The sequence below is a fragment of the Thiobacillus denitrificans DSM 12475 genome, assembly GCF_000376425.1.
Lineage (GTDB): Bacteria > Pseudomonadota > Gammaproteobacteria > Burkholderiales > Thiobacillaceae > Thiobacillus > Thiobacillus denitrificans.
The window spans coordinates 104,872-124,962 of sequence record NZ_AQWL01000002.1; the positions used below are offsets into that span (position 1 = coordinate 104,872).

The 20,091-nt window shown below is 62.7% G+C and carries 22 protein-coding genes; 16 read left to right on the forward strand and 6 right to left on the reverse strand.

Going from position 1 to position 20,091, the window contains the following annotated elements; translation table 11 throughout:
- The first annotated feature begins 141 nt into the window (after positions 1–141).
- From B059_RS0102825 to B059_RS0102900, 16 genes are all read left to right on the forward strand, one after another.
- Entirely contained in the window at positions 142–1,329 is a 1,188-nt protein-coding gene (locus B059_RS0102825) for a sialidase family protein (RefSeq protein WP_018076728.1), read from the forward strand.
- On the forward strand, positions 1,326–1,814 hold the full coding sequence (locus B059_RS0102830) for a TlpA family protein disulfide reductase (RefSeq protein ID WP_018076729.1): 489 nt from the start codon (positions 1,326–1,328) through the stop codon (positions 1,812–1,814). Before B059_RS0102825 ends, B059_RS0102830 begins: the two co-directional genes overlap by 4 nt.
- A gap of 21 nt (positions 1,815–1,835) precedes the next feature.
- Positions 1,836–3,971: a TonB-dependent receptor gene (locus B059_RS0102835; RefSeq protein ID WP_018076730.1), complete on the forward strand. Its 2,136-nt coding sequence runs from the start codon at positions 1,836–1,838 to the stop codon at positions 3,969–3,971.
- Between the two features lie 43 nt (positions 3,972–4,014).
- Positions 4,015–4,707 (forward strand): TonB family protein, encoded by a 693-nt coding sequence (locus B059_RS0102840; protein WP_018076731.1) that lies wholly within the window; start codon positions 4,015–4,017, stop codon positions 4,705–4,707.
- Between the two features lie 2 nt (positions 4,708–4,709).
- On the forward strand, positions 4,710–5,462 hold the full coding sequence (locus tag B059_RS0102845) for a MotA/TolQ/ExbB proton channel family protein (RefSeq protein ID WP_018076732.1): 753 nt from the start codon (positions 4,710–4,712) through the stop codon (positions 5,460–5,462).
- A 4-nt stretch (positions 5,463–5,466) separates the two neighbouring features.
- Positions 5,467–5,895, forward strand: a complete 429-nt coding sequence (locus B059_RS0102850) for an ExbD/TolR family protein (RefSeq protein ID WP_018076733.1) — start codon at positions 5,467–5,469, stop codon at positions 5,893–5,895.
- Between the two features lie 666 nt (positions 5,896–6,561).
- Positions 6,562–7,197, forward strand: a complete 636-nt coding sequence (locus B059_RS0102855; protein ID WP_157273588.1) for a peroxiredoxin family protein — start codon at positions 6,562–6,564, stop codon at positions 7,195–7,197.
- 37 nt (positions 7,198–7,234) lie between these two features.
- Positions 7,235–8,701, forward strand: a complete 1,467-nt coding sequence (locus B059_RS0102860) for a hypothetical protein (protein WP_018076735.1) — start codon at positions 7,235–7,237, stop codon at positions 8,699–8,701.
- A gap of 79 nt (positions 8,702–8,780) precedes the next feature.
- Positions 8,781–9,224 carry a hypothetical protein gene (locus tag B059_RS0102865; RefSeq protein ID WP_018076736.1) on the forward strand — a complete coding sequence of 148 codons (444 nt, stop codon included), beginning with the start codon at positions 8,781–8,783 and terminating at the stop codon, positions 9,222–9,224.
- 125 nt (positions 9,225–9,349) lie between these two features.
- Positions 9,350–10,006, forward strand: a complete 657-nt coding sequence (locus B059_RS0102870; protein ID WP_018076737.1) for a pentapeptide repeat-containing protein — start codon at positions 9,350–9,352, stop codon at positions 10,004–10,006.
- Between the two features lie 39 nt (positions 10,007–10,045).
- Positions 10,046–10,414 carry a sulfur oxidation c-type cytochrome SoxX gene (gene soxX, locus B059_RS0102875; RefSeq protein ID WP_018076738.1) on the forward strand — a complete coding sequence of 123 codons (369 nt, stop codon included), beginning with the start codon at positions 10,046–10,048 and terminating at the stop codon, positions 10,412–10,414.
- A 37-nt stretch (positions 10,415–10,451) separates the two neighbouring features.
- Positions 10,452–11,285, forward strand: a complete 834-nt coding sequence (gene soxA, locus B059_RS0102880; RefSeq protein ID WP_018076739.1) for a sulfur oxidation c-type cytochrome SoxA — start codon at positions 10,452–10,454, stop codon at positions 11,283–11,285.
- A 47-nt stretch (positions 11,286–11,332) separates the two neighbouring features.
- Complete coding sequence (locus B059_RS0102885) at positions 11,333–11,659, forward strand: hypothetical protein (protein ID WP_018076740.1); 327 nt, start codon at positions 11,333–11,335, stop codon at positions 11,657–11,659.
- Positions 11,660–11,807: 148 nt separating this feature from the next.
- Entirely contained in the window at positions 11,808–12,407 is a 600-nt protein-coding gene (locus B059_RS0102890; RefSeq protein WP_018076741.1) for a MotA/TolQ/ExbB proton channel family protein, read from the forward strand.
- Between the two features lie 9 nt (positions 12,408–12,416).
- Positions 12,417–13,070, forward strand: a complete 654-nt coding sequence (locus B059_RS0102895) for a hypothetical protein (RefSeq protein ID WP_018076742.1) — start codon at positions 12,417–12,419, stop codon at positions 13,068–13,070.
- Entirely contained in the window at positions 13,067–13,612 is a 546-nt protein-coding gene (locus B059_RS0102900; protein ID WP_018076743.1) for a hypothetical protein, read from the forward strand. The genes B059_RS0102895 and B059_RS0102900 overlap by 4 nt, the downstream gene beginning before the upstream one ends.
- A 165-nt stretch (positions 13,613–13,777) precedes the next feature.
- On the opposite strand, the gene ggt is transcribed toward B059_RS0102900, so the two are convergent.
- The 6 genes from ggt to B059_RS20730 form a co-directional block, all read right to left on the reverse strand.
- Positions 13,778–15,580, reverse strand: a complete 1,803-nt coding sequence (gene ggt, locus B059_RS0102905; RefSeq protein WP_018076744.1) for a gamma-glutamyltransferase — start codon at positions 15,578–15,580, stop codon at positions 13,778–13,780.
- A 216-nt stretch (positions 15,581–15,796) separates the two neighbouring features.
- The gene (locus tag B059_RS0102910; RefSeq protein ID WP_018076745.1) at positions 15,797–16,597 is read right to left on the reverse strand and encodes a tyrosine-type recombinase/integrase; all 801 of its coding nucleotides are present in this window, start codon (positions 16,595–16,597) and stop codon (positions 15,797–15,799) included.
- A gap of 249 nt (positions 16,598–16,846) precedes the next feature.
- Positions 16,847–17,257, reverse strand: coding sequence for a hypothetical protein (locus tag B059_RS20725; protein ID WP_157273589.1), 411 nt, complete (start codon positions 17,255–17,257; stop codon positions 16,847–16,849).
- A gap of 149 nt (positions 17,258–17,406) precedes the next feature.
- Entirely contained in the window at positions 17,407–18,504 is a 1,098-nt protein-coding gene (locus tag B059_RS18530) for a zonular occludens toxin domain-containing protein (protein WP_018076746.1), read from the reverse strand.
- Positions 18,501–18,773, reverse strand: coding sequence for a DUF2523 family protein (locus B059_RS0102920; protein ID WP_018076747.1), 273 nt, complete (start codon positions 18,771–18,773; stop codon positions 18,501–18,503). Before B059_RS0102920 ends, B059_RS18530 begins: the two co-directional genes overlap by 4 nt.
- Entirely contained in the window at positions 18,766–20,043 is a 1,278-nt protein-coding gene (locus tag B059_RS20730) for a virulence factor TspB C-terminal domain-related protein (protein ID WP_157273590.1), read from the reverse strand. The genes B059_RS0102920 and B059_RS20730 overlap by 8 nt, the downstream gene beginning before the upstream one ends.
- Positions 20,044–20,091: the final 48 nt, after the last annotated feature.

Consider the following 20,091-nt stretch of genomic DNA (forward strand, 5'->3'; position numbering starts at 1 on the left):
CTCCTGCCCGCTGCGGACACGCCCCCGATTCATGCGGGGAATGACGTCATGCGGCGGTGCGTCAATATGCCACATTCCCGCACCGTCAGACCCGGGGTAACCTCTGGCGCCACGAGATCAAGAAAGATGGATGGGTGTCGGATGGGCCAACTTACTTTTGCACTGTTGCTGGCGGCAATGCTGGCGACCCCGCCGGTCGCGGCGACGGAGCATCGACACGATGCGAAGCCGCAAGCGGCCAAGCCGACCCTGGCGGTAGGCGCGACGCTCGACGGCAACGGGCGTGTATGGCTGGCCAGGGTGGAGAACCAGCAGCTCTGGGTTTCCTCGTCGAGCGACGGCGGGCAGCATTTCTCCCGCCCGGTTGCGGTTTCCTCCACGCCGGAGGACATCGCCGCCAACGCGGAAAACCGTCCCAAGATCGCCGTTGCGCAGGACGGTACGGTGCTGCTGAGCTGGAGCCAGTCGCTGCCGAAAAGATTCACCGGCAACATCCGCTTTGCCCGCTCCACCGATGGCGGCCGCAGCTTTTCCGCACCGATCACCCTGAACGACGATGGCCGCATCGGCAGCCACAGCTTCGATTCGCTGGCGATCGATGGCGCGGGCCGGGTGGCGGTGCTATGGCTGGACGGACGCGACCGCGATGCGGTCCGTGAAAAAGGCGGCACCTTCGCCGGCTCGTCGGTCTACTTCGCGCAGTCCGCCGACAACGGCGCCCATTTCAGCGCCAATCGCCGGCTCACCGAGCATACCTGCGAATGCTGCCGCACCGCGCTGACCTGGACCGCGGAGGGGCCGGTGGCGCTCTGGCGCAATCTCTATGGCAGCAACACGCGCGACTTCGCCCTCGCCAATCTGGATAGCGGCAAACAGCGCCGCGTCACCGACGACGAATGGCGAATCGATGCCTGCCCCCACCACGGCGGCGGTCTCGCGGTCGACGCCCGCGGTGCCCTGCACCTGGTCTGGTTTACCCAGGGCAAGACGCGTCAGGGGCTGTTCTACAAACGCATCGCGGACGGGCGCGAGTCGCCGCCGCTGGCGCTGGGCAATCCGGCGGCCCAGGCAGGCCATGCGGCGGTGGCAGCGGCGGGTAGCACGGTGCTGCTCACCTGGCGCGAGTTCGACGGCCGCGCCTACGTCGTGCAGGCCATGCACTCGACCGATGGCGGCGCGTCCTGGAGCGCGCCGCGGCGCCTGGCAGAGTCCGCCGGCGCGGCCGACTATCCGCTACCGCTGACCGACGGCGCGCGCGCACTGGTGGTGTGGAACAGCGCGAGCGAAGGCGTGCGTGTCCTGCCGGTTCAACTGGGGGCGCCGCAATGATCCACCGCTTGCTGTTCGGGATGCTGGCGGCGCTGGTCCTCGCCGCGCCCGCCGGCGCCGGCGGGCCGGCTGCGTTCACCACCGACAGCCTGGCAAAAATCAAGGCGCAGTATGCCGGCCGCCCCTTCATTCTCAACTTGTGGTCGGTCAACGAATGCAGCTATTGCATTGCCGAACTGACCCTGCTGGGCAAGCTGGCAAAAACGCAGAAACGCCTGCCGCTGGTGCTGGTGGCGACGGATACGCCCGACTATGCCGCAGCCATGCAGAAAACCCTGGCTCCGCTCGGCCTGGGCGGAGTCGACAGCTGGGTGTTCGACGACCCCATTCCCGAGCGGCTGCGCCATGCCATCGATCCGTCGTGGTACGGCGAATTGCCGCGCACCTATCTTTACGACGCGCAGCATCAACGCGAAACCGTTGTCGGCGTGCTGAGCGAGCAGCGCCTGCGCGCCTGGCTCAGGAAGCACAAGCTGGCTAACTGATTCAAAAATAACGGAGGAAGTATGAAGCTGAACCCCATTCCGCTTGCGCTGGCGGGCATCCTGTGCGCGCCCGCTGCCTCGGCGGCGGACCCGGCCGAGGCGGCGCTGCCGGAGATGACGGTGACCGGCACCCGCGAAGGCGAGCTGCTGAGCGAGACCCCGGCGACGGTCGGCGTCGTCAGGGAGCAGACGCTGCGCGAAACCCGGCCCACCCACCCGAAGGAAATCCTCAATCAGGTGCCCGGCGTGTGGGTCAGCAATCTGTCGGGCGAGGGCCACTCCACCGCGATCCGCCAGCCGCTGACGACCAGCGCGGTCTATCTCTATCTCGAAGACGGCATCCCGACGCGTTCCACCGGCTTCTTCAACCACAACGCGCTGTATGAGATCAACGTGCCGCAGTCGGGCGGAATGGAAATCATGAAAGGCCCGGGCAGCGCGCTGTACGGATCGGACGCGATCGGCGGCACGATCAACGTGCTGACCCGCACGCCGCCGAAGCAGGCCGAATTCGAACTGAGCGGCGAAGCCGGGTCGTACGGCTGGGGCCGCATCCTGATGGGCGGCGGCAACGCCCACGGCGACGACGCCTGGCGCGCCAGCCTCAACCTGACGCGCACCGACGGTTGGCAGGACAACGCCGGCTACGACCGCCAGACCGGTACCGCGCGCTGGGACCGCGCGCTCGGCGATGACGCGCTGCTGAAAACCGTGCTGTCGTTTTCCAAGGTCGACCAGCAACACGTCGGCAAGCTGAGCGCGGGTGAATTCACGGCCACGCCGCGCGCCAACAATGTGCCCTTCTCCTTCCGTCAGGTCGACGCCTTCCGCCTGTCGACCGCCTATGAAAAGGAAACCGCCAATTCGCTGCTGTCGATCACGCCCTACTTCCGCGACAACAGCATGGAGATCCTGCCGAACTGGAGCGTGGCCTACGACCCCAGCCAGTACGTCACCAAGAACAAGTCCTTCGGCTTCCTCGGCAAATACCGCCGCGATTTCGAGCCGCTGCGCGCGCGCCTCATCGTCGGCCTGGACGTCGACTACAGCCCGGGGTCGCGCGACGAGGATTCGGTCCGCCTCGACAAGTTCACCAACGCCTATGGCGGCGTGACCTACAGCCGCAATGCCGCCGCGCCGGTGCAGATCTACGACTACGACGTGACCTACCGCGGCATTTCGCCCTATGTCCACGGCGAGGCCTCGCTCACCGACAGGCTGCGCCTGAACGCCGGCCTGCGCTACGATGACATGCAGTACGACTACGACAACAAGTTCAACAACGGTGTGGCGGGCGCGACCCAGGGTGCGGCGGGCGCCTTCCCGGGCAACGGCTGGTACGGCCACGTCGCCAGCACCAAGGTCGGCTACAGCCACTGGGGGCCGAAGCTGGGTGCGACCTACGCCTTCAGCGAGACGCTGAACGGCTTTGCGGCCTACAGCAATTCCTTCCGTACCCCGTCCGAAGGCCAGGTGTTCCGCGGCAGCCGCGAGTCCACGGCAGTCAAGGCGCAGGCCGCGGCCGAATCGCTCTTGAACCTCGACCCGGTGATCGTCGACAACCTGGAACTCGGCCTGCGCGGCAAATCCGGCGCGTTGCGCTACGAGGCGTCCGTGTATCACATGACCAAGAAGGACGACATCGTCAGCTATGTCGATCCGGTCACCACCCAGAGAACCGTGGTCAACGCCGGCAAGACCCTGCACCGTGGCATCGAACTCGGCCTCGGCCTGCCGCTGGCGCAGGACTGGCAGCTCGACGCCAGCCTGTCGTACGCCAAGCATACCTACGAGACCTGGACCGTTTCCGGGACCGCCGACTACAGCGGCAAGGAAATGGAAACCGCCCCGCGCGTGATCGCCAATACACGCCTGAGCTACGCGCCGGCCACCCTGAACGGCGGCCGCGTCCAGCTCGAATGGTTCAGGCTCGGCAGCTACTGGCTGGATGCCGCCAATACCGGCAAGTACGGTGGCCATAACCTGCTCAACCTGCGCGCCAACTACCCCTTCGGCAAGGGCATGGAAGTGTTCGGCAGCATCAGCAACCTGTTTGACAAGCGCTACGCCGAGACCGCCGACGGCACCGGCGCGGCGCCGACCTACACCGCCGGCCTGCCGCGCATGGCTATCCTCGGGCTGCAGGCGAAGTGGTAAGCCGGGCCATGGGCAAGCGGGGGGCGTGAACCGGATGCTGCGGATGGACTGGAATCGTGCGGCGGGCCTGCTGGTGGTGCTGGCCCTGCACGGCGGCGTGCTCTATGCGCTGTGGAGCGCGCGCGTGATTCCGCCGCCGGCCGAGGCGGTGACGCTGTTCGTGAATTTCATCAATCCGCCGCCTCCGCAGCCCGCGCCACGCGTCATCCCGCCGCCGTCACCCAAGCCGGTCAAACGGGAGCCGCCGCCCAAACCGGTCAAGCCGCCGCATTACCACCTGGCGGCGGAAGCGCCGGTGGCGACGCCGCAGGAAGCGGTGGAACCGCTGCCGCCACCCGAGCCCGTGGTCGAGCCGCCGCCTGTCATAGCCGCGCCCGCGCCCGCACCCGTGCAGGCGCCGCTCCCGCCCGCGCCACCCGCCCCGCCGCCCAAACCGGCCGGGCCGGTGACGCTGGCCTCGGAGCTGGCGGTAAGCTGCCCCGAACGCAGGCCACCGGTCTACCCGCCCATGTCGCGCCGACTGGGCGAAACCGGCAAGGTCGTGCTGCGGGTGGAACTGGACGAAACGGGACGCGTGAGCACGGCGCAGGTGGTGAGCAGCAGTGGCGCCGCCCGCCTCGACGCCGCCGCGCTCGCCGCAGTCAAAAGCTGGCGCTGCAACCCTGCGCAACGCGACGGCCAGGCCGTCCGCTCGGTGGCGACACAGCCATTCAATTTCACTCTGGAAGGACGCTGATCATGGAAAACAGCCTGGGCTTCGCCCATTTTCTCGCGCAGACCGATGCGCTCGGGCGCATCGTGCTGCTGCTGCTGCTCTCGCTGTCGGTGGCGAGCTGGTATCTGATCGTGACCAAGGCGCTGGCGAATTATCTGGCGGGACGCCGCGCCGAGGCTTTTCTCAAGCAGTTCTGGGCGGCCGATTCGTTGCAGGACCTGAGCGCTGCGCTGCGCCGGCAGCCGGTGGACAACGCGTTTGCCGAGCTGGCGCACGAGGCGCTCGAAGCCGCCCACGACAACCACCAGCACGGCATGCAGAAGCTGGCCGCGGCCGGCGGACTGGGCGAATTCCTCACCCGCCTGCTGCGCAACGGCATCGACCAGGAAGCGATGCGTGTGGAGCGCGGCCTCACGGTGATGGCTTCGGCCGGTTCCGCCGCCCCCTACATCGGCCTGTTCGGCACCGTGTGGGGGATTTATCACGCGCTGGTCAATATCGGCCTGTCGGGCCAGGGCACGCTGGACAAGGTGTCGGGCCCGGTGGGCGAGGCACTGATCATGACCGCGGTCGGTCTGGCCGTGGCCATTCCCGCCGTGCTCGCCTACAACGCGTTCAATCGCCGCAACCGGGTCTGGCTGGCCAAGCTCGATGCCTTTGCGCACGATCTGTACACGGTGATCACGGTGGGCGAGAAGGCCAACAGTTCGGCCGGCGAGGGGCGTCCGCTGCGTCCCGCGGCGAAACTGGAAGCGCGCGCCGCTGCGGAGGGTTGACGCCATGGCCATGGGAAGTCTCGATCCGCGCCGGCATCAGGGCCCGATGTCGGAAATCAACGTCGTGCCGCTGGTGGACGTGATGCTGGTACTGCTGGTGATCTTCATCATCACCACGCCGCTGCTCACCCATTCCGTCAAGATCGACCTGCCCAAGGCCAGCAGCACGCCCAACATCACGCGGCCCGAGCATATCGAATTCGGCATCCGCGAGAACGGCGCCCTGTTCTGGAACGGCGCGCCGGTCACCCGGCAGGAACTGGCAGCGCGCTTTGCCGTGGCAGCGAAAAAACAGCCGCAACCCGAACTGCACATCCGCGCCGATCGTCTTGCGCACTACGAAACGGTGGCCCAGGTGATGTCGGCGGCTGCCAAGGCAGGACTGGTGCGCATTGGCTTCGTGACGGATCCGGCGCAGTCCCAAGGGCAATAGATAGCGGCTTGCCGGCGGCTGCGGCAACGCCGGGCGCGTGCCACGCTGCCGCCCATTTCCTTGCGCATGTTCATGCGCATCTCCGCCCGCCCGCCGCTGCCGCTTCGCGGAGCCAACCAGTGTTCGGAAAAAGAAACACCACGTTTCGATTTGGAATTTATCTGCAACACTACGTACCGCATTATTTTCGTATCTTGTTGTTATATATGATAATTATTACCTGGCATTGTTCGTGCTTTATAAGAGGCAAACGGCGTTCCTGGGTAACGTCGGGTCGGTTCCGCGTGAAAACGGGAGACGGCCCGATCCGGATCGCCCCCCTCCTCCTCTTGAACCGGCGCCTGCCGGTTCTTTTTTTTTCTGCTCCCGTCTGCAGGGCTTGTTTATGGGAGAGGTTCTCATCTTGCTGCGACAGTATTTTGCGGCCTGGCAGGCGCCGCTGGGCAAGCGGATGGAATGAATGTTTCATCGTGGAACGCCAAGGGAACAAGCGAAAAACCTGGCAAGACAATAATGTGTTGTTTTTGTTAAGTAATTTATTTGGCACGGTAGCTGCTTATAAAGCGGCGCGACAAGTTGCCGCACCTCGACCCGATTATGGGGGCTGTATTCGCCAATCCGGGCGACGCAAGTCGGGTGGAGTTAGCCTTTAGTAGGAGGAGAAACATGAAACTGCAAGCAAGACATGACAGGTCGAGCGGGCGGATCAAGGCCGCATGCGCTTTTGTATCACTGACGAGTCTGCTGGCTCTGCCCATGGGGTCGGCGCTGGCGGACAGCAAGGACGGGACTTTCCCCACCGCGGAGCAAGTGGGCGGACAGGTGTACATCGATCCGGTAGCGGTTGGCAAGAAGCTGCCCACCGACTTTGACGCCTATGACATGAATGGCCAGAAGGTCGATCTGGGCAGCGTGGTGCAAGGCAAGCGCTCCCTGGTGGTGTTCTTCATCTCGGCCGTGCCGGTCTCGGTGAACGAACTGGCGGCGATCGAGGACTTCACCCAGAAGAATGCCAAGGGCATCAACCTGGTGATGGTGAACGCCGACACTGTGGGCGCTGCGCTGATGGGTGGGTCGAAGGCAGTCATTCCCAACTCGGTGAAGACCATGCACTTCATCAAGAAGGAAAAGAATCTGAAGACCACCAATATCTATGTCGCGCCAAACGATGCGCTGAGCGCAGACGGCGTGTCGACCCGCCTGGGCATCCGTGGCCTGCCGACCTCGTTCCTGCTGGACGAAAAGGGCGTGGTCCAGAAGGTGTTCGTGGGCCCGCAAAAGTGGAAAAAGGGCGACATCTGAGCCGATGGCTTGAGGTCGAAAACTTAAGGAGAATGCAATGAGTATCAACAGAAGGCAGTTCATGAAGGGCGCAGTCGCAGCTGGCGTTGCCGGTTCCGCCACCATGCTTAACTCCGGCAGCGCGTTCGCGGCCGTGCACAACCCCGTTGGCGAAGCCCAGGCTGAGCTGTTCGGCAAATTCAAGGGCAACGTGGTGCTGCTGCCGAGCAAGTACGGCGGCTACGTGCAGGCGATGGACTTGTCCGTGCCCGAGACCCTGGCCTGGTATTCCTACGGTCTGCACGGCATCGACATGCCGATCCCCCACCACATCGCTTCCATGCCGTCTGCCGACCCCTACAAGGGCTTCGACTTCTACCAGACCATGCAGCCGCCGGCATCGCCCTACGTCAACGAGAACTCTCCCGAGTGGCGTAACCGTGGCGACTTCAAGATGTTCAAGATGCGCTACGACGGCAGCGGCAAGCAGAACTCGATCACCGTGGTCAACGACATCGGCGAAACCACCGGCATGTCGCTGGGCGTGCACGTCTCCATCGGCGTGGGCGAAAACGCCAACAAGTACGTGGCGTTCGCGGACGGCCAGAAGGACATGGTTCTGATCACCGATCTGGGCGACGTGCCGAAGATCGTCAAGGCCTTCCGCTGCGACTACGATCCGATCGCGCGCCAGCTCAACATCAGCCACATCTTCCCCGATGCCACCACGGGCAAGTTCGACTACGTGGGCCGCAAGGGCATGAAGACCACCCACGAAGCGATGCTGGGCGAAGAGCTGATGCCGGCCGACCCCACCGCGGTGTTCGTGGATGCCTTCACCTGGCATCCCACGCTGCCGTTCGGCGCCATCCTGATCCGCCGCCTCGGCTGCTGCGCCATCGTCGACACCCGCACCTGGGAAGTCGTGGCGCTGCTGTCGACCGCCAAGGGCTCGCCGGACAACTTCCCGCTGGTCAAGCAGACCGGCTTCACCTGGACCTTCGCCGTGCCGTCCGTGCTGACGCCGCTGCACGAAGCGGGCTTCATCACCAGCGGTAATTATTTTGTGGCCTGTAACAACGTGCTGCAGAACAACATCGCGGTGTACCGCTCGACCGACGAAAACCCCAACAAGTGGAAGAAGGAGACCTTCGTCGAAGGCTTCGGCACCAAGTACCTGCCGCTGCACATGGGCAACGTGCCGGATTCGCGCTTCGTCTACTTCACCATGTGGGCGCGCAAGCCCAACAACGGCTACATCTGCAAGGTCGATTCCAAGACCTGGCAGGTGGTCGCCAAGTGGGATACCGGTCCGGATCCCCACACCTGCGACTGCACCGTCGACGGCAAGTACATGACCACCGTGTACAGCGGACACCAGGCAGGCCAGTCCGGCCTGGTGGTGATCAACGTCGATACCGACAAGATCGAGGCACGTCTGCCTTGTCCTGGCGGCATGCACGACCACGTCGTGGTTCCGGAGAGCTGGGAAGGTCTGAAGTTCTCCCGCAGCACCTCGGTGTAATCGGTTGTTCCGCCGGCAGCCTCCGCTGCCGGCGGTTTTTCACTGTGATGCATCGGCGATGCAAGCAAGGAGAAGCAAAATGAATAGCAGCACTCTGAATCCGAGTCATTTGGCATATGCGGCGCACTGGCTGGCCGGCATATTCCTGATGGCTTTGTTAAGCCTGCCGGTACTGGCATGGGCGCACAGCAACGACTATCTGGCCACGGTCAAGGGCGCCCACGGCGGCATGGTGCGCATGGCGGAGATGTATCACTTCGAACTGGCGGTAAAAAATGGCGAAGCGCGCGTCTGGGTCACCGACCATGGTGATGTGGCGCAGCCGACCAAGGGGGCTAGGGCCACCTTGCGCCTGATCGACGGAAACAGCACGGTATCGGTGAACCTGAAGCCGACTGCCAGCAACGAGCTGGCCGCCAAGGACGCGCGCATCAAGACCGGCAAGGGAACGAAGATGGTGCTGACGGTCACCATGCAGGGCGAATCGCCGCTGCAGACCCGTTTTTCGCTGGACGAAAAATAAGCGGACGCGGAGATGCCCCGGTACCGGGCGGCTGCCGGCGAAACGGATCCGCCTGCGATCGTTTCTCCGGCGCCGACCACGGCACAGGCGGCGATTGAAGACTGGATAACCGAGGAGCGCATCCGATGAGTCGAGCCGATTTTCTACTGTCGTCCCGGGCGGCCCTGGTCTACGCAGCGCTTGGCCTGATGGCCGCGGTTGCGGCAGGCGCGGCCCAAGCCCAGCCGGGCGCAACCCAGACGGAAAACCGCAACCGCCTGGTTACCACCAACAGCTGCGTCAAATGCGATCTGGTGGGCGTCGATCTGGCAGGGCAAAACCTTCTCGGCGCCGATCTGCGGGAGGCGGACTTGTCGCGCGCCGATCTGCACGGCGCATTCCTGATCGGCGCCAATCTGTCCAAGGCCCGCCTGGCCGGCGTCAACCTGAGCGGGGCGGTGATCGGCGGCACGGTCATGAGCGGCGCCGATCTGCAGGGCAGCAACCTGTCCGGGGTGAACGCCAACCGCACGAGCTTCACCCAGGCCAACCTGACCGGGGTCGATTTCAGCGACGCCCTGATGGAGCGCGCCGACCTGGAAGGCGCGCATCTGCATGGTGCAAATTTCAAGGGCGCGGATTTGTACGAGGCCCGTTTCCTGTTCGCCGAAATGGCGGACACGAATTTTCTGGGGGCCAACCTGCATGCGGCCGATTTCAGCGAGGCGGAGGTGACGGGAATACAGACCGATGCCAGCACGACCTGCCCGGATTTGAAACCGGGGCCGTGCGTTTTTCAATAAACCCGGACGGCGACGCCCGGATAAACCCAAGGAAGAGACATGTATCAATTTCCCACGAGTATCCGCGCCGCTGGCGCATGCCTGATTCTGATGGCCGGATTCGCGCAGGCGGTACGCGCGGACGAACCCAAGGCGCCCACCGGGCAGGAGCTGGCTTTCGACAACCGCAAGGGCAATTGCCTGGCGTGCCATGCCATGCCGGGTGAATCGAAAGCCGTCACCAGCACCAACATCGCGCCGCCGCTGATCAGCATGAAGGAACGCTTTCCGGAGCGCGCGAAGCTCTATGCCCAGGTTTGGGATGCATCGAAAGCCAATGCCGACACCCTGATGCCGCCCTTCGGCAAGCACAAGATCCTGAGCGACGACGAGATCAACAAAGTCGTGGATTACATCTACGGGCTGTAATGGCGCGTATTCATTATCGACACCGTAGGAGAGAAAAATGAAGCAACTGATCTGGATCCTGTCCTGCCTGGGATGGCTCGCGGTCGCCGCGAATGCGCAGGCCGCACCGGAAGACGACCGCCTGAACGTGGTGAAGGCGGTGCAGAAGAAGTACCCCGAAATCAAGTTCGAGGATTACGTGTACGGCGCGCTGGCATTCAGCCCCGACGCCAAGGCCCAGTACGACGCCGTCATGACCTTCCCGCCTTACGACGCCGAAATCGAGAAAGGCGCCAAGCTGTGGGAAACCCCGTTCAAGAACGGCAAGCGCTACGCTGACTGCTTCCCGCGCGGAGGCAAGAACGTGGTCGGCAACTACCCGATGTTCGATGCCGACGCCAAGAAAGTGGTGACCTTCGAGATGGCGCTCAACCAGTGCCGTACGGCCAACGGCGAAACGGCCTACAAGCACAGCGACATGAGCACCATGGGCCTGCTGACGGCCTATGCCCGTACCCTGTCCGACGGCATGAAGATGAACGTCAAGGTGGAAGGCAAGGACGCGCTGGCAGCCTATGAGGCAGGCAAGCGCTTCTTCCACCAGCGCCGCGGCCAGCTGAACTTTTCCTGCGCGGGTTGCCACATCAGCAACGTCGGCAACGTCCTGCGCACCGAATATCTGTCGATGGCGCCGGGCCAGGCCACCCACTGGCCGGCATTCCGCGGCGGCGACTACACGCTGTTCACCCTGCAGCGCCGCTATGCCGCGTGCAACCAGATGGTGCGCCTGGCACCGCTTGAAATCGGCGGCGAGGAATACAACAACCTCGAGTACTACCACAGCTACCTGAGCAACGGGCTGCCGCTGCAGGCATCGGTATTCAGGAAATGATCCGTAGCGCACGGCAGATACTGCCCACTTATTCAAGGAGAACAGGGATGAATGTATTTCGGGTTGCAGTCCGGATCGTGGCCGCAGGAAGCGTGCTGCTCGGCATCGCGGGCCCCGCGTACGCGGCTGAAAACGCAGCCGGTGCGGCGTTGACGACCGATGCGGCGCAGGCGCTGTCGAATGCGGTGTTCGTCGTCGACCTGGCAAAGGGCAAGGGCGCGTTGTGGACGACGGCGGCCGGCGCTCTGACCCAGGCCCAGGAAGCCGCCAAAAAACAGGATAGCGCGGCCGTGATCAAGCATGCCGCGGCAGCCAGCGAGCAGGCGTTTCTCGGCATGGCCCAGCTCGGTTACCCGCTCACCGTCGATCATTGAGACGGGATTCCTGCGCCAGCGGCCAGAACCGCATGGCGCGGGTGCGTCCTGACGTCTTGATGGCCTCGACGACTTGCGTGGCGGCCCGGGGCGGCACCGGGCCAGCTCGTGAAGGGCAAACAGTGACGTTGTCTGAGGAATCATAAGAATGAAATGGGACTACCTGCTTTTCTATCGCTGGCTGGCCTTGAACATGGTGGGCTTCGCCATTCTTTGGGTGTTCCATATGAATGGCATGGTCGAGCCCGTTTTTCTGGCGGACAGCTCCTACATCGTGTACGTGATCGCAGGCCTGTTCCTGTACGGCATGGTGCTGTGCGGGTTTCGCGTCTGGAAGACGAGCCGCGAACTCAACTGGGTCAAGCGCGGCGACAAGGGCAAGCTCAAGGAGTTTGCCGACAAGAGCCGTCAGTCCGACCGTGAAAGCGTGAAGGAAGCTTTCGAGATCAAGTTGTTTGCGCGCATCTCCTTCGTCAAGTACATCTCGTCCAGCCTGGTCATGCTGGGTCTGCTCGGCACGGTGATCGGCTTCATCATGGTGCTGACCAACATTCCGGCCAATGCAGTGGGCGATGCGGCCCAGGTCGGCAAGCTGGTGGGCGCGCTCACCAACGGCATGGGCGTTGCGCTCTACACGACCCTGGTGGGCGCCATCACCAACCTGTGGCTGAACGCCAACTACAACATGTTGCGTACCGGGGTGGTCAACCTGATTGCCGCCATCCTGGAATCGGCGGACCCGCAATAGGCGTTCGCGATGAGCAAGCATTTTTCGTTCGATGCCGAGGCCGAGGACGATTCCGACATCGTTTTCCGCGACGTCATCACCCTTGCGCTACTCGGGTTCGTGTCGCTGGTCGTCATCATGCTGCCCCACATCAATCCGCCCAAGCAAAAGCAGGCAGAAAGCAAGGAGATATCGGCACCCGGCAACGTGATCGTTGAGGCGCGCTGGGATGATCGCATCGACGCCGACGTCGATCTCTGGGTACAGGCTCCGGGCGACGTTGCCGTCGGCTACTCCAACCTCGGCGGCCAGGTCTTCAACCTGCTGCGGGACGATATCGGCTTTCGCAACGACGCGTCCAACCTGAACTACGAGAACGCCTTCTCGCGCGACATCCCGGCGGGCGAATACGCCGTCAACCTGCACATGTATTTCAACCGTGCCAACGTCTGGCCGCTCAAGGTCAAGGTTCTGGTGTCCACCATCAAGCCGAGCGGCAGTTCGCGCGTAAGCCGGCAAATACTGGTGTCCGATGTGGTCCTGAACAAGCCGGGCGAGGAGCGCACCGTGTTCCGCTTCAAGCTGGACGACAAGGGCGAACTGCTTGCGTCCAGCGTCAACGCCGCGCCGAAGGCCCTGCGCACCGACGCGCCCGGCGGCTACAACTTCGATGCCTACAAATGAACACCCTGCTTGCCCTGCTGGTCGCCTATCTCATCGTTTCCCTGGGCTACGCCCTGTTTTCGCTGCGGACCACCACCAGCCACGCCTTCCGCCTGACCGCGCTGCTTTATCTGGTGGCTTCGGTCGGCCTGGCGCTGTATCTCTTCAACCAGTTGCTGTCCCGGCCCAAGCCGATCGATCAGGAATATTTCTCTCAGGCCAGGGAGGCGGTGGTGCTGGCGGTGCGCCCGAAGGACGGCCAGGCGATCTATCTCTGGCTGCAGCTGCCGGACCAGGAGGCGCCCGCCTACTACGTCATGCCATGGGACGGGCAGGCCGCAGGCGACCTGGAAATCGCGCAGCGCGAGGCGGCGCAGCAGGATGGACTGGTGCTGATGAACCATCCGTTCAAGCGCAACCAGCGTCAGGGGATCAAGGGCGACGACAGGGACAAGGTGTTCTACGCCACGCCGCCGCCGCGGCCGCCGCTCAAGTCGGGAGAAATGGATGGATCCGGCCAGGCCTTGCAATACCGTCCGCCGTCGGGCACTCCGGCCAGGTGATCGCCATGTACGCGTCCTGGTGGAAGCTTCGCCTTGCCGTTTTTTGTCCCGGCGGTTCGCCTGCCGGGGCCAGGCGATAGATATCCGCTGTCGCAGCAATGCGATGGCGTCGGCAGGGCGGGCGCGCGTCCCGGCCGGGGTAGCCGCGCGCCAGGGCGCGCAGCCCTAGCGTCCCGGCTCGGCCGTCGACCTCACCCGAATCACGGTTCCTTCGCGGCGCGGGTCCGCGGCGCCATGCTGCGCGCCGGTCGCGAGGTCGATGGCGACGGCCTGCACCGAGCCGATCGCTTCCCCGCATCCATTGGCCCCTGGCTCACCGGGTGCGGGATGTCCCAGCGTGCGCAAGGCGTCCTGGGAGGCGATGCTGAAACCGGGTTGCATGAAGGGCGCGCCGCCTTCGCAGCTGATTTTTCCGGTCGCGTGGGTCACCGAAAGGCGAGGCGCATCGATGGCCTGCTGCAGAGACATGCCGTGGTCGATCAGGTTGAGCGTGACGCTGAACACAGAGTTGATGATCGTCGCGCCACCGGGCGAACCATAGGCAGCCACCGGTCGGCCGTCCTTGAGCAGCAGCATCGGCGCCATGCTGGAGCGCGGGCGTTTTCCCGGTGCGACGTCGTTGGCGCCAGGGTTGCCGCTGGCAGGGTCGGAAGCGGGCACGAAATTGAAGTCGGTCAGTTCGTTGTTCAGCAGGAAGCCGTAGCCCGGAACGGTAATGCCTGACCCCCAGGTGAACTCGATGGTGCTGGTGTAGCTCACCACGTTGAGCCAGCGATCAATGACCGAGAAGTGGGTCGTGTGCGGGCTTTCCTGCCCGGCCCGGGGCATGCGCTGCGGTTCCGGGGCCTGCTTGTCCCAGGGCAGGGGATCGCCGGCCAGCGGCGTGTCCATGCGGAGGTCGGGCCGGATCCGCGCTGCGCGCATCGCCACATACCCGGGATGCAGCAGGGCTCGCTGCGGTACCGTCACGGCATCGTCGTCGCCGCTCCACATCGCACGGTCGGCGAAACCCAGGCGCATGGCCTCGATCATCACATGCAGCGTCTTCGGACTGCCAAAGCCGTAGCCCTGCGATGCATCCCCGAGCGGAAAGCGTTCCAGCAGGCCGAGCATCTGCAGCACCGTGATTCCCCCGGATGAGGGCGGCGGCATCGTGGCGAGCGTCCAGCCCCGGTAGCGGCCGTACAGCGGTGAGCGGATAGCCGCCTGGTAGTTCCTGAGATCAGCGAGCGTCATGCGCCCCGCGCCGGCGGCGCCCAGTTCGCTGCGCGTGCGTCGCTGGGCTGCGACGAGCGCTTGCGCCAGCGGACCCCGGTAGAAAGCATCCGGCCCCTTGGCGGCGATGCGCTTGAAGGTTCTGGCGAGGTCGGGTTGCACCAGCCAATCGCCCTCGGCCAGCGCGACGCCGCCTGGCCGGAAGATCGCTGCGGTCTCGGGATGGATCAGCGTGCGGCCGCCGTCGTTGGCGATGTCGGCGGCAAGGAAGCGGTTGACGCGAAAGCCATGCTCGGCAAGCCTGATCGCCGGCGCGAGCGTGTCCGCCAGTGTCATCGTGCCCCAGCGTGCGAGCGCGGTGTCGATGCCGCGCAGCGTGCCGGGCACGCCGACAGCGAGGCCGCTGGTCGAGGCGAGCGAAAATGGCATGGGCTGGCCCGCGGGGGAGAACATGCCGGGGTTGGCTGCGACCGGCGCGCGCTCGCGCGAGTCGACAAAGAAGGTCTCGCCGGTTTTTGCAAGATGGATCAGCATGAAGCCGCCGCCGCCGATGCCGGACGACTGCGGCTCGACCACGTTCAGCGCAAACTGCACCGCAGCCGCGGCATCGATGGCGTTGCCGCCCGCTGCCAGCATGCGCGCACCGGCGGCGGCCGCCGCCGGATGCGAGACCGCAACCACGCCGTCGGGCGAGGCGGCCAGCAGCGGCGACGACAAAAGAGCGAGGAGAAGCCAGGATGCGTAACGGCGCATGGGTTTTCGGGATGGGCGACAGGCCGCAGCCTGCCTCGGCCTGCGCTACCCGTCAAGGCGTGGCGGCGGCTTGGCCGGACAGCCAATGTTCATGAATTACGGGGCTTAGGTGCAATGAATGGCACACGGATTTCAAAAAATTCCAGAGTGGATCTTCTGAAACCCGCATGAAAAGTGGTGGCCAGGGGCGGAATCGAACCGTCGACACGCGGATTTTCAAAGATCGTCTGGAATATTGTTAAGAACTGCATCGATCTTGCGGGCATTTTCGAGATTCACGCTTGGCGAAAGATGGGCATATCGGCGCACCATTATGGCGGTTTTCCAGCCGCCCATTTCCTGTAACGAGTAAAGCGGTACCCCCTCCTGAACTAACCAACTAGCCCACGTATGGCGCAGGTCATGCCAGCGGAAATTTGTAATTTGTGCACGTTCTAGAGCTTTGTACCAAGCGTGGGTCGTAAATCTCTTAATTGGGCGGTTCCTGTAGGTGAAAACATATTCCGCGTGCTTACCCTGACGGCGCTTGAGGACATCTAGCGCGGTATCGTTCAAACTGACATGCAAATCCTCATTGTTCTTGGTTTGATCGGCATATAGCCAGGCGGTTTTTCTCCGAAAATCCACTTGCTCCCAGCGCAGGCCGGTGACGTTGGAATGACGCAAGCCGGTAGCCAGTGCGAAGAGACAAGCATCACGCTGGTGTGGAAGGAGTTCGTCCAACAGCGTGCGCACCTGGTCTGGTGTAAGCCAGCGCACGCGCCGGCTAGGTTCCTTGTAGAGACGAACCTTGGGTGGTTTGGCGATCCACTCCCACTCAAAGACGGCGCGCCGCATGATGGAGCGGATCAAGGCCAGGTAGCGGTTGGCGGTGGTGGGCGAGGCCTGTTCAGCCTTGAGTTTGCCGATGTCGGCGATGACGAAGCGATCGATGTCGGCAAGGCGCTTATGACCGAGCAGCGGCTGCAGCCATTCAAGCTTTCTGCGATCGTGATCGATGGTACGTTTGTGGTTCATCTCTGTGAGCCACAAGGATGATGCGTCATTCCATATGTGCATGGACGGATGGTAAAGTCAGCGCATGCTATATGCGAAATTTCTTATTTTCTTAGGGCTGGCTTTGTTGGTGATTGGGCTGCTTCGCGGGCGTGGATCTGGAGCGAAAAATCAGCGGGTGCAGCGGTGGAAGTTGCTGAGGGATAAGCCGGCGGATCTGAAGGACGTGGTGTATCACCCGAAGGAGTGGCGGAGATCAAGAAAATGAAGTCACCCACCAGTACCTTGGGGAAATTTAGAGAAAGCTTCATACGTCTCCCATGCGCCCCACCCGTAAAACACATAGGCTAAAAGCACGCATGCGGCTGCGACTATATTGAAAAAAGAAGCTGATTTATAAAAAAAGCCTTTTCCCTGAAGTGTTGCGCGCTCGGATAAGTAAGTCATTCCAGAAGCGACCCCGACACTCAGCAACGCGAGGGAAAAAAGCAGCAACGGGCAGGCCAATAGTTTCACCTGATCGCTACCCTTCTGTGTTGCCAAGTGACCTATGAACGTAAGTAATGCTGCCGCTGTACCGCCTGTAATGAGGACGGCGGTTTTCACAGCAGCTAGGCCGGCCTGAATCGTGGATTCTCGCCTTGCTAAATAACGCAAATACGTGAGGCTGGCATCACCCATTTAGTTTTCCTCCTCTTTAGTACGGTAGTTATCTTACCCCGGGGGACATACGTTATTAACAGAAGGACATATCACACACCTTGTACGCTTAGGCCAACGGCCGGACGTGATCGTCGCAGGCCGGGACGACCGGCCTAAACGCTCCTACATCACGCCGGAGACGGGAGCGAAACCCCGGCACCCTCACGGGCTGCCGGCGCTCCCTGCGCATCATTTAGCTTGGGTTCAGAGCGGCTTTCAAAAACAGGCTGACGATAGGGGTCAAAGTAGAGGCCGGCGGCTCGTTGGCGGCATTGTTCGTCCGGGATCCATAGCGGGGTTTGCTGTTGGGTGAAGCAAGTGCACTTTTTGGTGTTGGCGATGCAGCCTTGAATCTCGGGTACGACGACTGGAGGGGTCGCAGACGCGTATAGCGGGGCGCTGAGGGGGTTATGTGGGTCGGAAGGGGTCAAGGCCTCAATCAATGGCATTTTCCTGGCCAGGGTCAATTCCGAGAGCCTCGCCGGCGAGGGCGCCCGAGCCTCCGCGCCGGAGCGCGGCGGCAGGTCGCCCTCTTGCACGGCGGCATGGGTTTTGTCGGGGCTGGTGTATTTATCGAAGATGCCGAAGACCTTGGTGCTTTGGTAGGCAAGCAGGGCAAGTGCAAGGCCAGCATAGATGAAAAGCTGATTCACCCTGAACTTGTTTTTGGTGTGGGCCTCGGCGGATTTGTATTTGCTGAAGGCTTCCTTGGGTGGGGAGAATTTGCGCTTGGCGGCATCGGCTCTGTCGAGGCGCGATTCGCCGTCCGCGATGTGCGGCCACTCGTAGAGGTATCGGCCGAGCAGACCATCACGGATGTGGATATGCCGCCCCACCAGTTCACGGACGTTGGTGTCGATCAGCTTGGGCTTTTGGGTCAAGAGGATGATGTCAAGGCCAGTATGTCGGTGTGTTTCAAGTGCAGCAACGTAGGGCGGGACTTTGGAGGCAGAAGCCCGAGGACGATAAACACGCTGGCATTCGTCAACAATCAGGATCGAGTTCGGGGGGAAAGTGAAGTAAGCCAGTTCGAGCGTCGAGTCCTCGGGCGAGGGGCGCATTTCCGTCCACTCAGTGACCGGCGGCGCGACAATGTGTTCGATCTTGAGCGATGGGACACCCATAACGAATAAAGGCCTTTCGGCCTTTTTTTCGTACTCCATGAGCATGGAAACAAGGAGGGCAGTTTTGCCCCTGCCGGGAATGCCAGTGATAAGGGTAATCACGATTTGCTCCAGGCGGTGAGTTGGGTCATGGCGAGTTTGGTCGTGATCGCCGCGAGGATGATTCCGACCAGCTGCTGGAAACCGAAAAGCGCGGCCAGTTGAGCGCCAGCCGCAGCAAGTCCGCCGACAGACGAAATAATATGATCCGTGATCTGCTGAAGGATCAACGAAAGCCCGGTGTAGGTGACGACAGACAGGCCGAGAGCGACAAAAACGCGACGGGCGAGAGGCAGTGCAGAGGCAAGGAGGAAGGCGAAGAAATTAGCCATTATTTGAAGACCTCGGGACACCGAAAATAATAAAAGCGGCCGTCAGATAAGCAACTGCGACAACGATGGGTTTCAGGCCGCTGGCGTAGGTGCAGGCGGAGTCATAGGCAACCGGGATCGACTGACCGAAAGCGGATATCGTCATCGGCGCAGGACACACAGCATTTGACGGGATAGCCAGCGGTGAAAAACTGAGAGCGACGGAGGCGTGTGGCAGAGCGTCACCATCAACAGGACTGCCGAGAGGCGTACAGCCAAGCGTGTTTGGGTATTTGTCGCATTGAGTAGGTTGCTCGGTCTGCTCGGTGGTGTCCTCAGGCGTTGGATTAGCGATCGGCTCCCCAGTTGGCGAAGTTAAGGGCTGGTCGTAAGTGTCAACCGTGACCTGTCCGTTGGAAGCTGGCGAGATACGCGCACGCGGTTCAGCGGTAGAGCCGTCCGGGCGAGTGTAGGGGTCACCGATAGGAACATCGGCAGGCTCAAAAACGGGATCGTCAACCGGGACACCAACTTGCGGGGCCAGCTCACGCTGCACTTCCGGAGAGGGATCGGGGAGGGCATTAAAATCGTCGGCGGTTGCTGGTCTGGTCTCGGCTTGCGGTGCGCATGACGACGTGCCTGGAGTATTGGCATAACCAGATGGGCAGGTGCCATAGGGCTGATATTGAGGGGGAATCCAACCACTAGGATTCCCCGGTTCGTCGGCCCCGGCATATGCTCCTTTGACCTGATTGTCTGTTTTGCCCATAGCCACGCAGTAACGCTCGGAAACGCCGAGCGGCGCGAAATTTACAGCGCACTCCTGCATCGACGCGTCACAGTAACAGCCAGTATTCGGACACGATCTGCAGCCCTTGACATTGGCATCAACCGGCATGACGACAGGCACATTAGGGCCAGTACCCCCGTTTGGATCGGTATAGGCCCAGCCGCCAACCTCGTCAGAGTGAAGACCAGCATCACCGGCCCAGCCAAGCAGGCTGACACCTAGAAGCCAAGGATTGGCAAAGAGGGACGACTTAGCAGCCTGCGCAGCAGTGGACGCAGGCGGGATGTAACCGGGGATAGGAACGGCCTTGCCGTTGACAAAAACAGAGCCGGTAGCGGAGAAGTTCGGCCCGACCAAGGAGGGCATGGCGATGGGCTTGTAGGTGCCACCCGCGAGACCTTCGACCGATGGGGTCATAGTGATGGCGGCTTTCGCGGCAGTCGGCAGAAGCAGAGCCGCAGCAATGAACAGGCCGACGAAGAAGGCAGCAAGGTTTTTCATCGCGTGGCAATCGCGGCAGGCAGGACGACAAGAAGAAAACCGACCCAT

Bases quoted from the DNA above. Each gene is read 5' to 3' on its own strand.
- B059_RS0102825 (WP_018076728.1), top strand. From the start codon at position 142: ATGGGCCAACTTACTTTTGCACTGTTGCTGGCGGCAATGCTGGCGACC.
- B059_RS0102830 (WP_018076729.1), top strand. From the start codon at position 1,326: ATGATCCACCGCTTGCTGTTCGGGATGCTGGCGGCGCTGGTCCTCGCC.
- B059_RS0102835 (WP_018076730.1), top strand. From the start codon at position 1,836: ATGAAGCTGAACCCCATTCCGCTTGCGCTGGCGGGCATCCTGTGCGCG.
- B059_RS0102840 (WP_018076731.1), top strand. From the start codon at position 4,015: ATGGACTGGAATCGTGCGGCGGGCCTGCTGGTGGTGCTGGCCCTGCAC.
- B059_RS0102845 (WP_018076732.1), top strand. From the start codon at position 4,710: ATGGAAAACAGCCTGGGCTTCGCCCATTTTCTCGCGCAGACCGATGCG.
- B059_RS0102850 (WP_018076733.1), top strand. From the start codon at position 5,467: ATGGCCATGGGAAGTCTCGATCCGCGCCGGCATCAGGGCCCGATGTCG.
- B059_RS0102855 (WP_157273588.1), top strand. From the start codon at position 6,562: ATGAAACTGCAAGCAAGACATGACAGGTCGAGCGGGCGGATCAAGGCC.
- B059_RS0102860 (WP_018076735.1), top strand. From the start codon at position 7,235: ATGAGTATCAACAGAAGGCAGTTCATGAAGGGCGCAGTCGCAGCTGGC.
- B059_RS0102865 (WP_018076736.1), top strand. From the start codon at position 8,781: ATGAATAGCAGCACTCTGAATCCGAGTCATTTGGCATATGCGGCGCAC.
- B059_RS0102870 (WP_018076737.1), top strand. From the start codon at position 9,350: ATGAGTCGAGCCGATTTTCTACTGTCGTCCCGGGCGGCCCTGGTCTAC.
- soxX (WP_018076738.1), top strand. From the start codon at position 10,046: ATGTATCAATTTCCCACGAGTATCCGCGCCGCTGGCGCATGCCTGATT.
- soxA (WP_018076739.1), top strand. From the start codon at position 10,452: ATGAAGCAACTGATCTGGATCCTGTCCTGCCTGGGATGGCTCGCGGTC.
- B059_RS0102885 (WP_018076740.1), top strand. From the start codon at position 11,333: ATGAATGTATTTCGGGTTGCAGTCCGGATCGTGGCCGCAGGAAGCGTG.
- B059_RS0102890 (WP_018076741.1), top strand. From the start codon at position 11,808: ATGAAATGGGACTACCTGCTTTTCTATCGCTGGCTGGCCTTGAACATG.
- B059_RS0102895 (WP_018076742.1), top strand. From the start codon at position 12,417: ATGAGCAAGCATTTTTCGTTCGATGCCGAGGCCGAGGACGATTCCGAC.
- B059_RS0102900 (WP_018076743.1), top strand. From the start codon at position 13,067: ATGAACACCCTGCTTGCCCTGCTGGTCGCCTATCTCATCGTTTCCCTG.
- ggt (WP_018076744.1), bottom strand. From the start codon at position 15,580: ATGCGCCGTTACGCATCCTGGCTTCTCCTCGCTCTTTTGTCGTCGCCG.
- B059_RS0102910 (WP_018076745.1), bottom strand. From the start codon at position 16,597: ATGAACCACAAACGTACCATCGATCACGATCGCAGAAAGCTTGAATGG.
- B059_RS20725 (WP_157273589.1), bottom strand. From the start codon at position 17,257: ATGGGTGATGCCAGCCTCACGTATTTGCGTTATTTAGCAAGGCGAGAA.
- B059_RS0102920 (WP_018076747.1), bottom strand. From the start codon at position 18,773: ATGGCTAATTTCTTCGCCTTCCTCCTTGCCTCTGCACTGCCTCTCGCC.
- B059_RS20730 (WP_157273590.1), bottom strand. From the start codon at position 20,043: ATGAAAAACCTTGCTGCCTTCTTCGTCGGCCTGTTCATTGCTGCGGCT.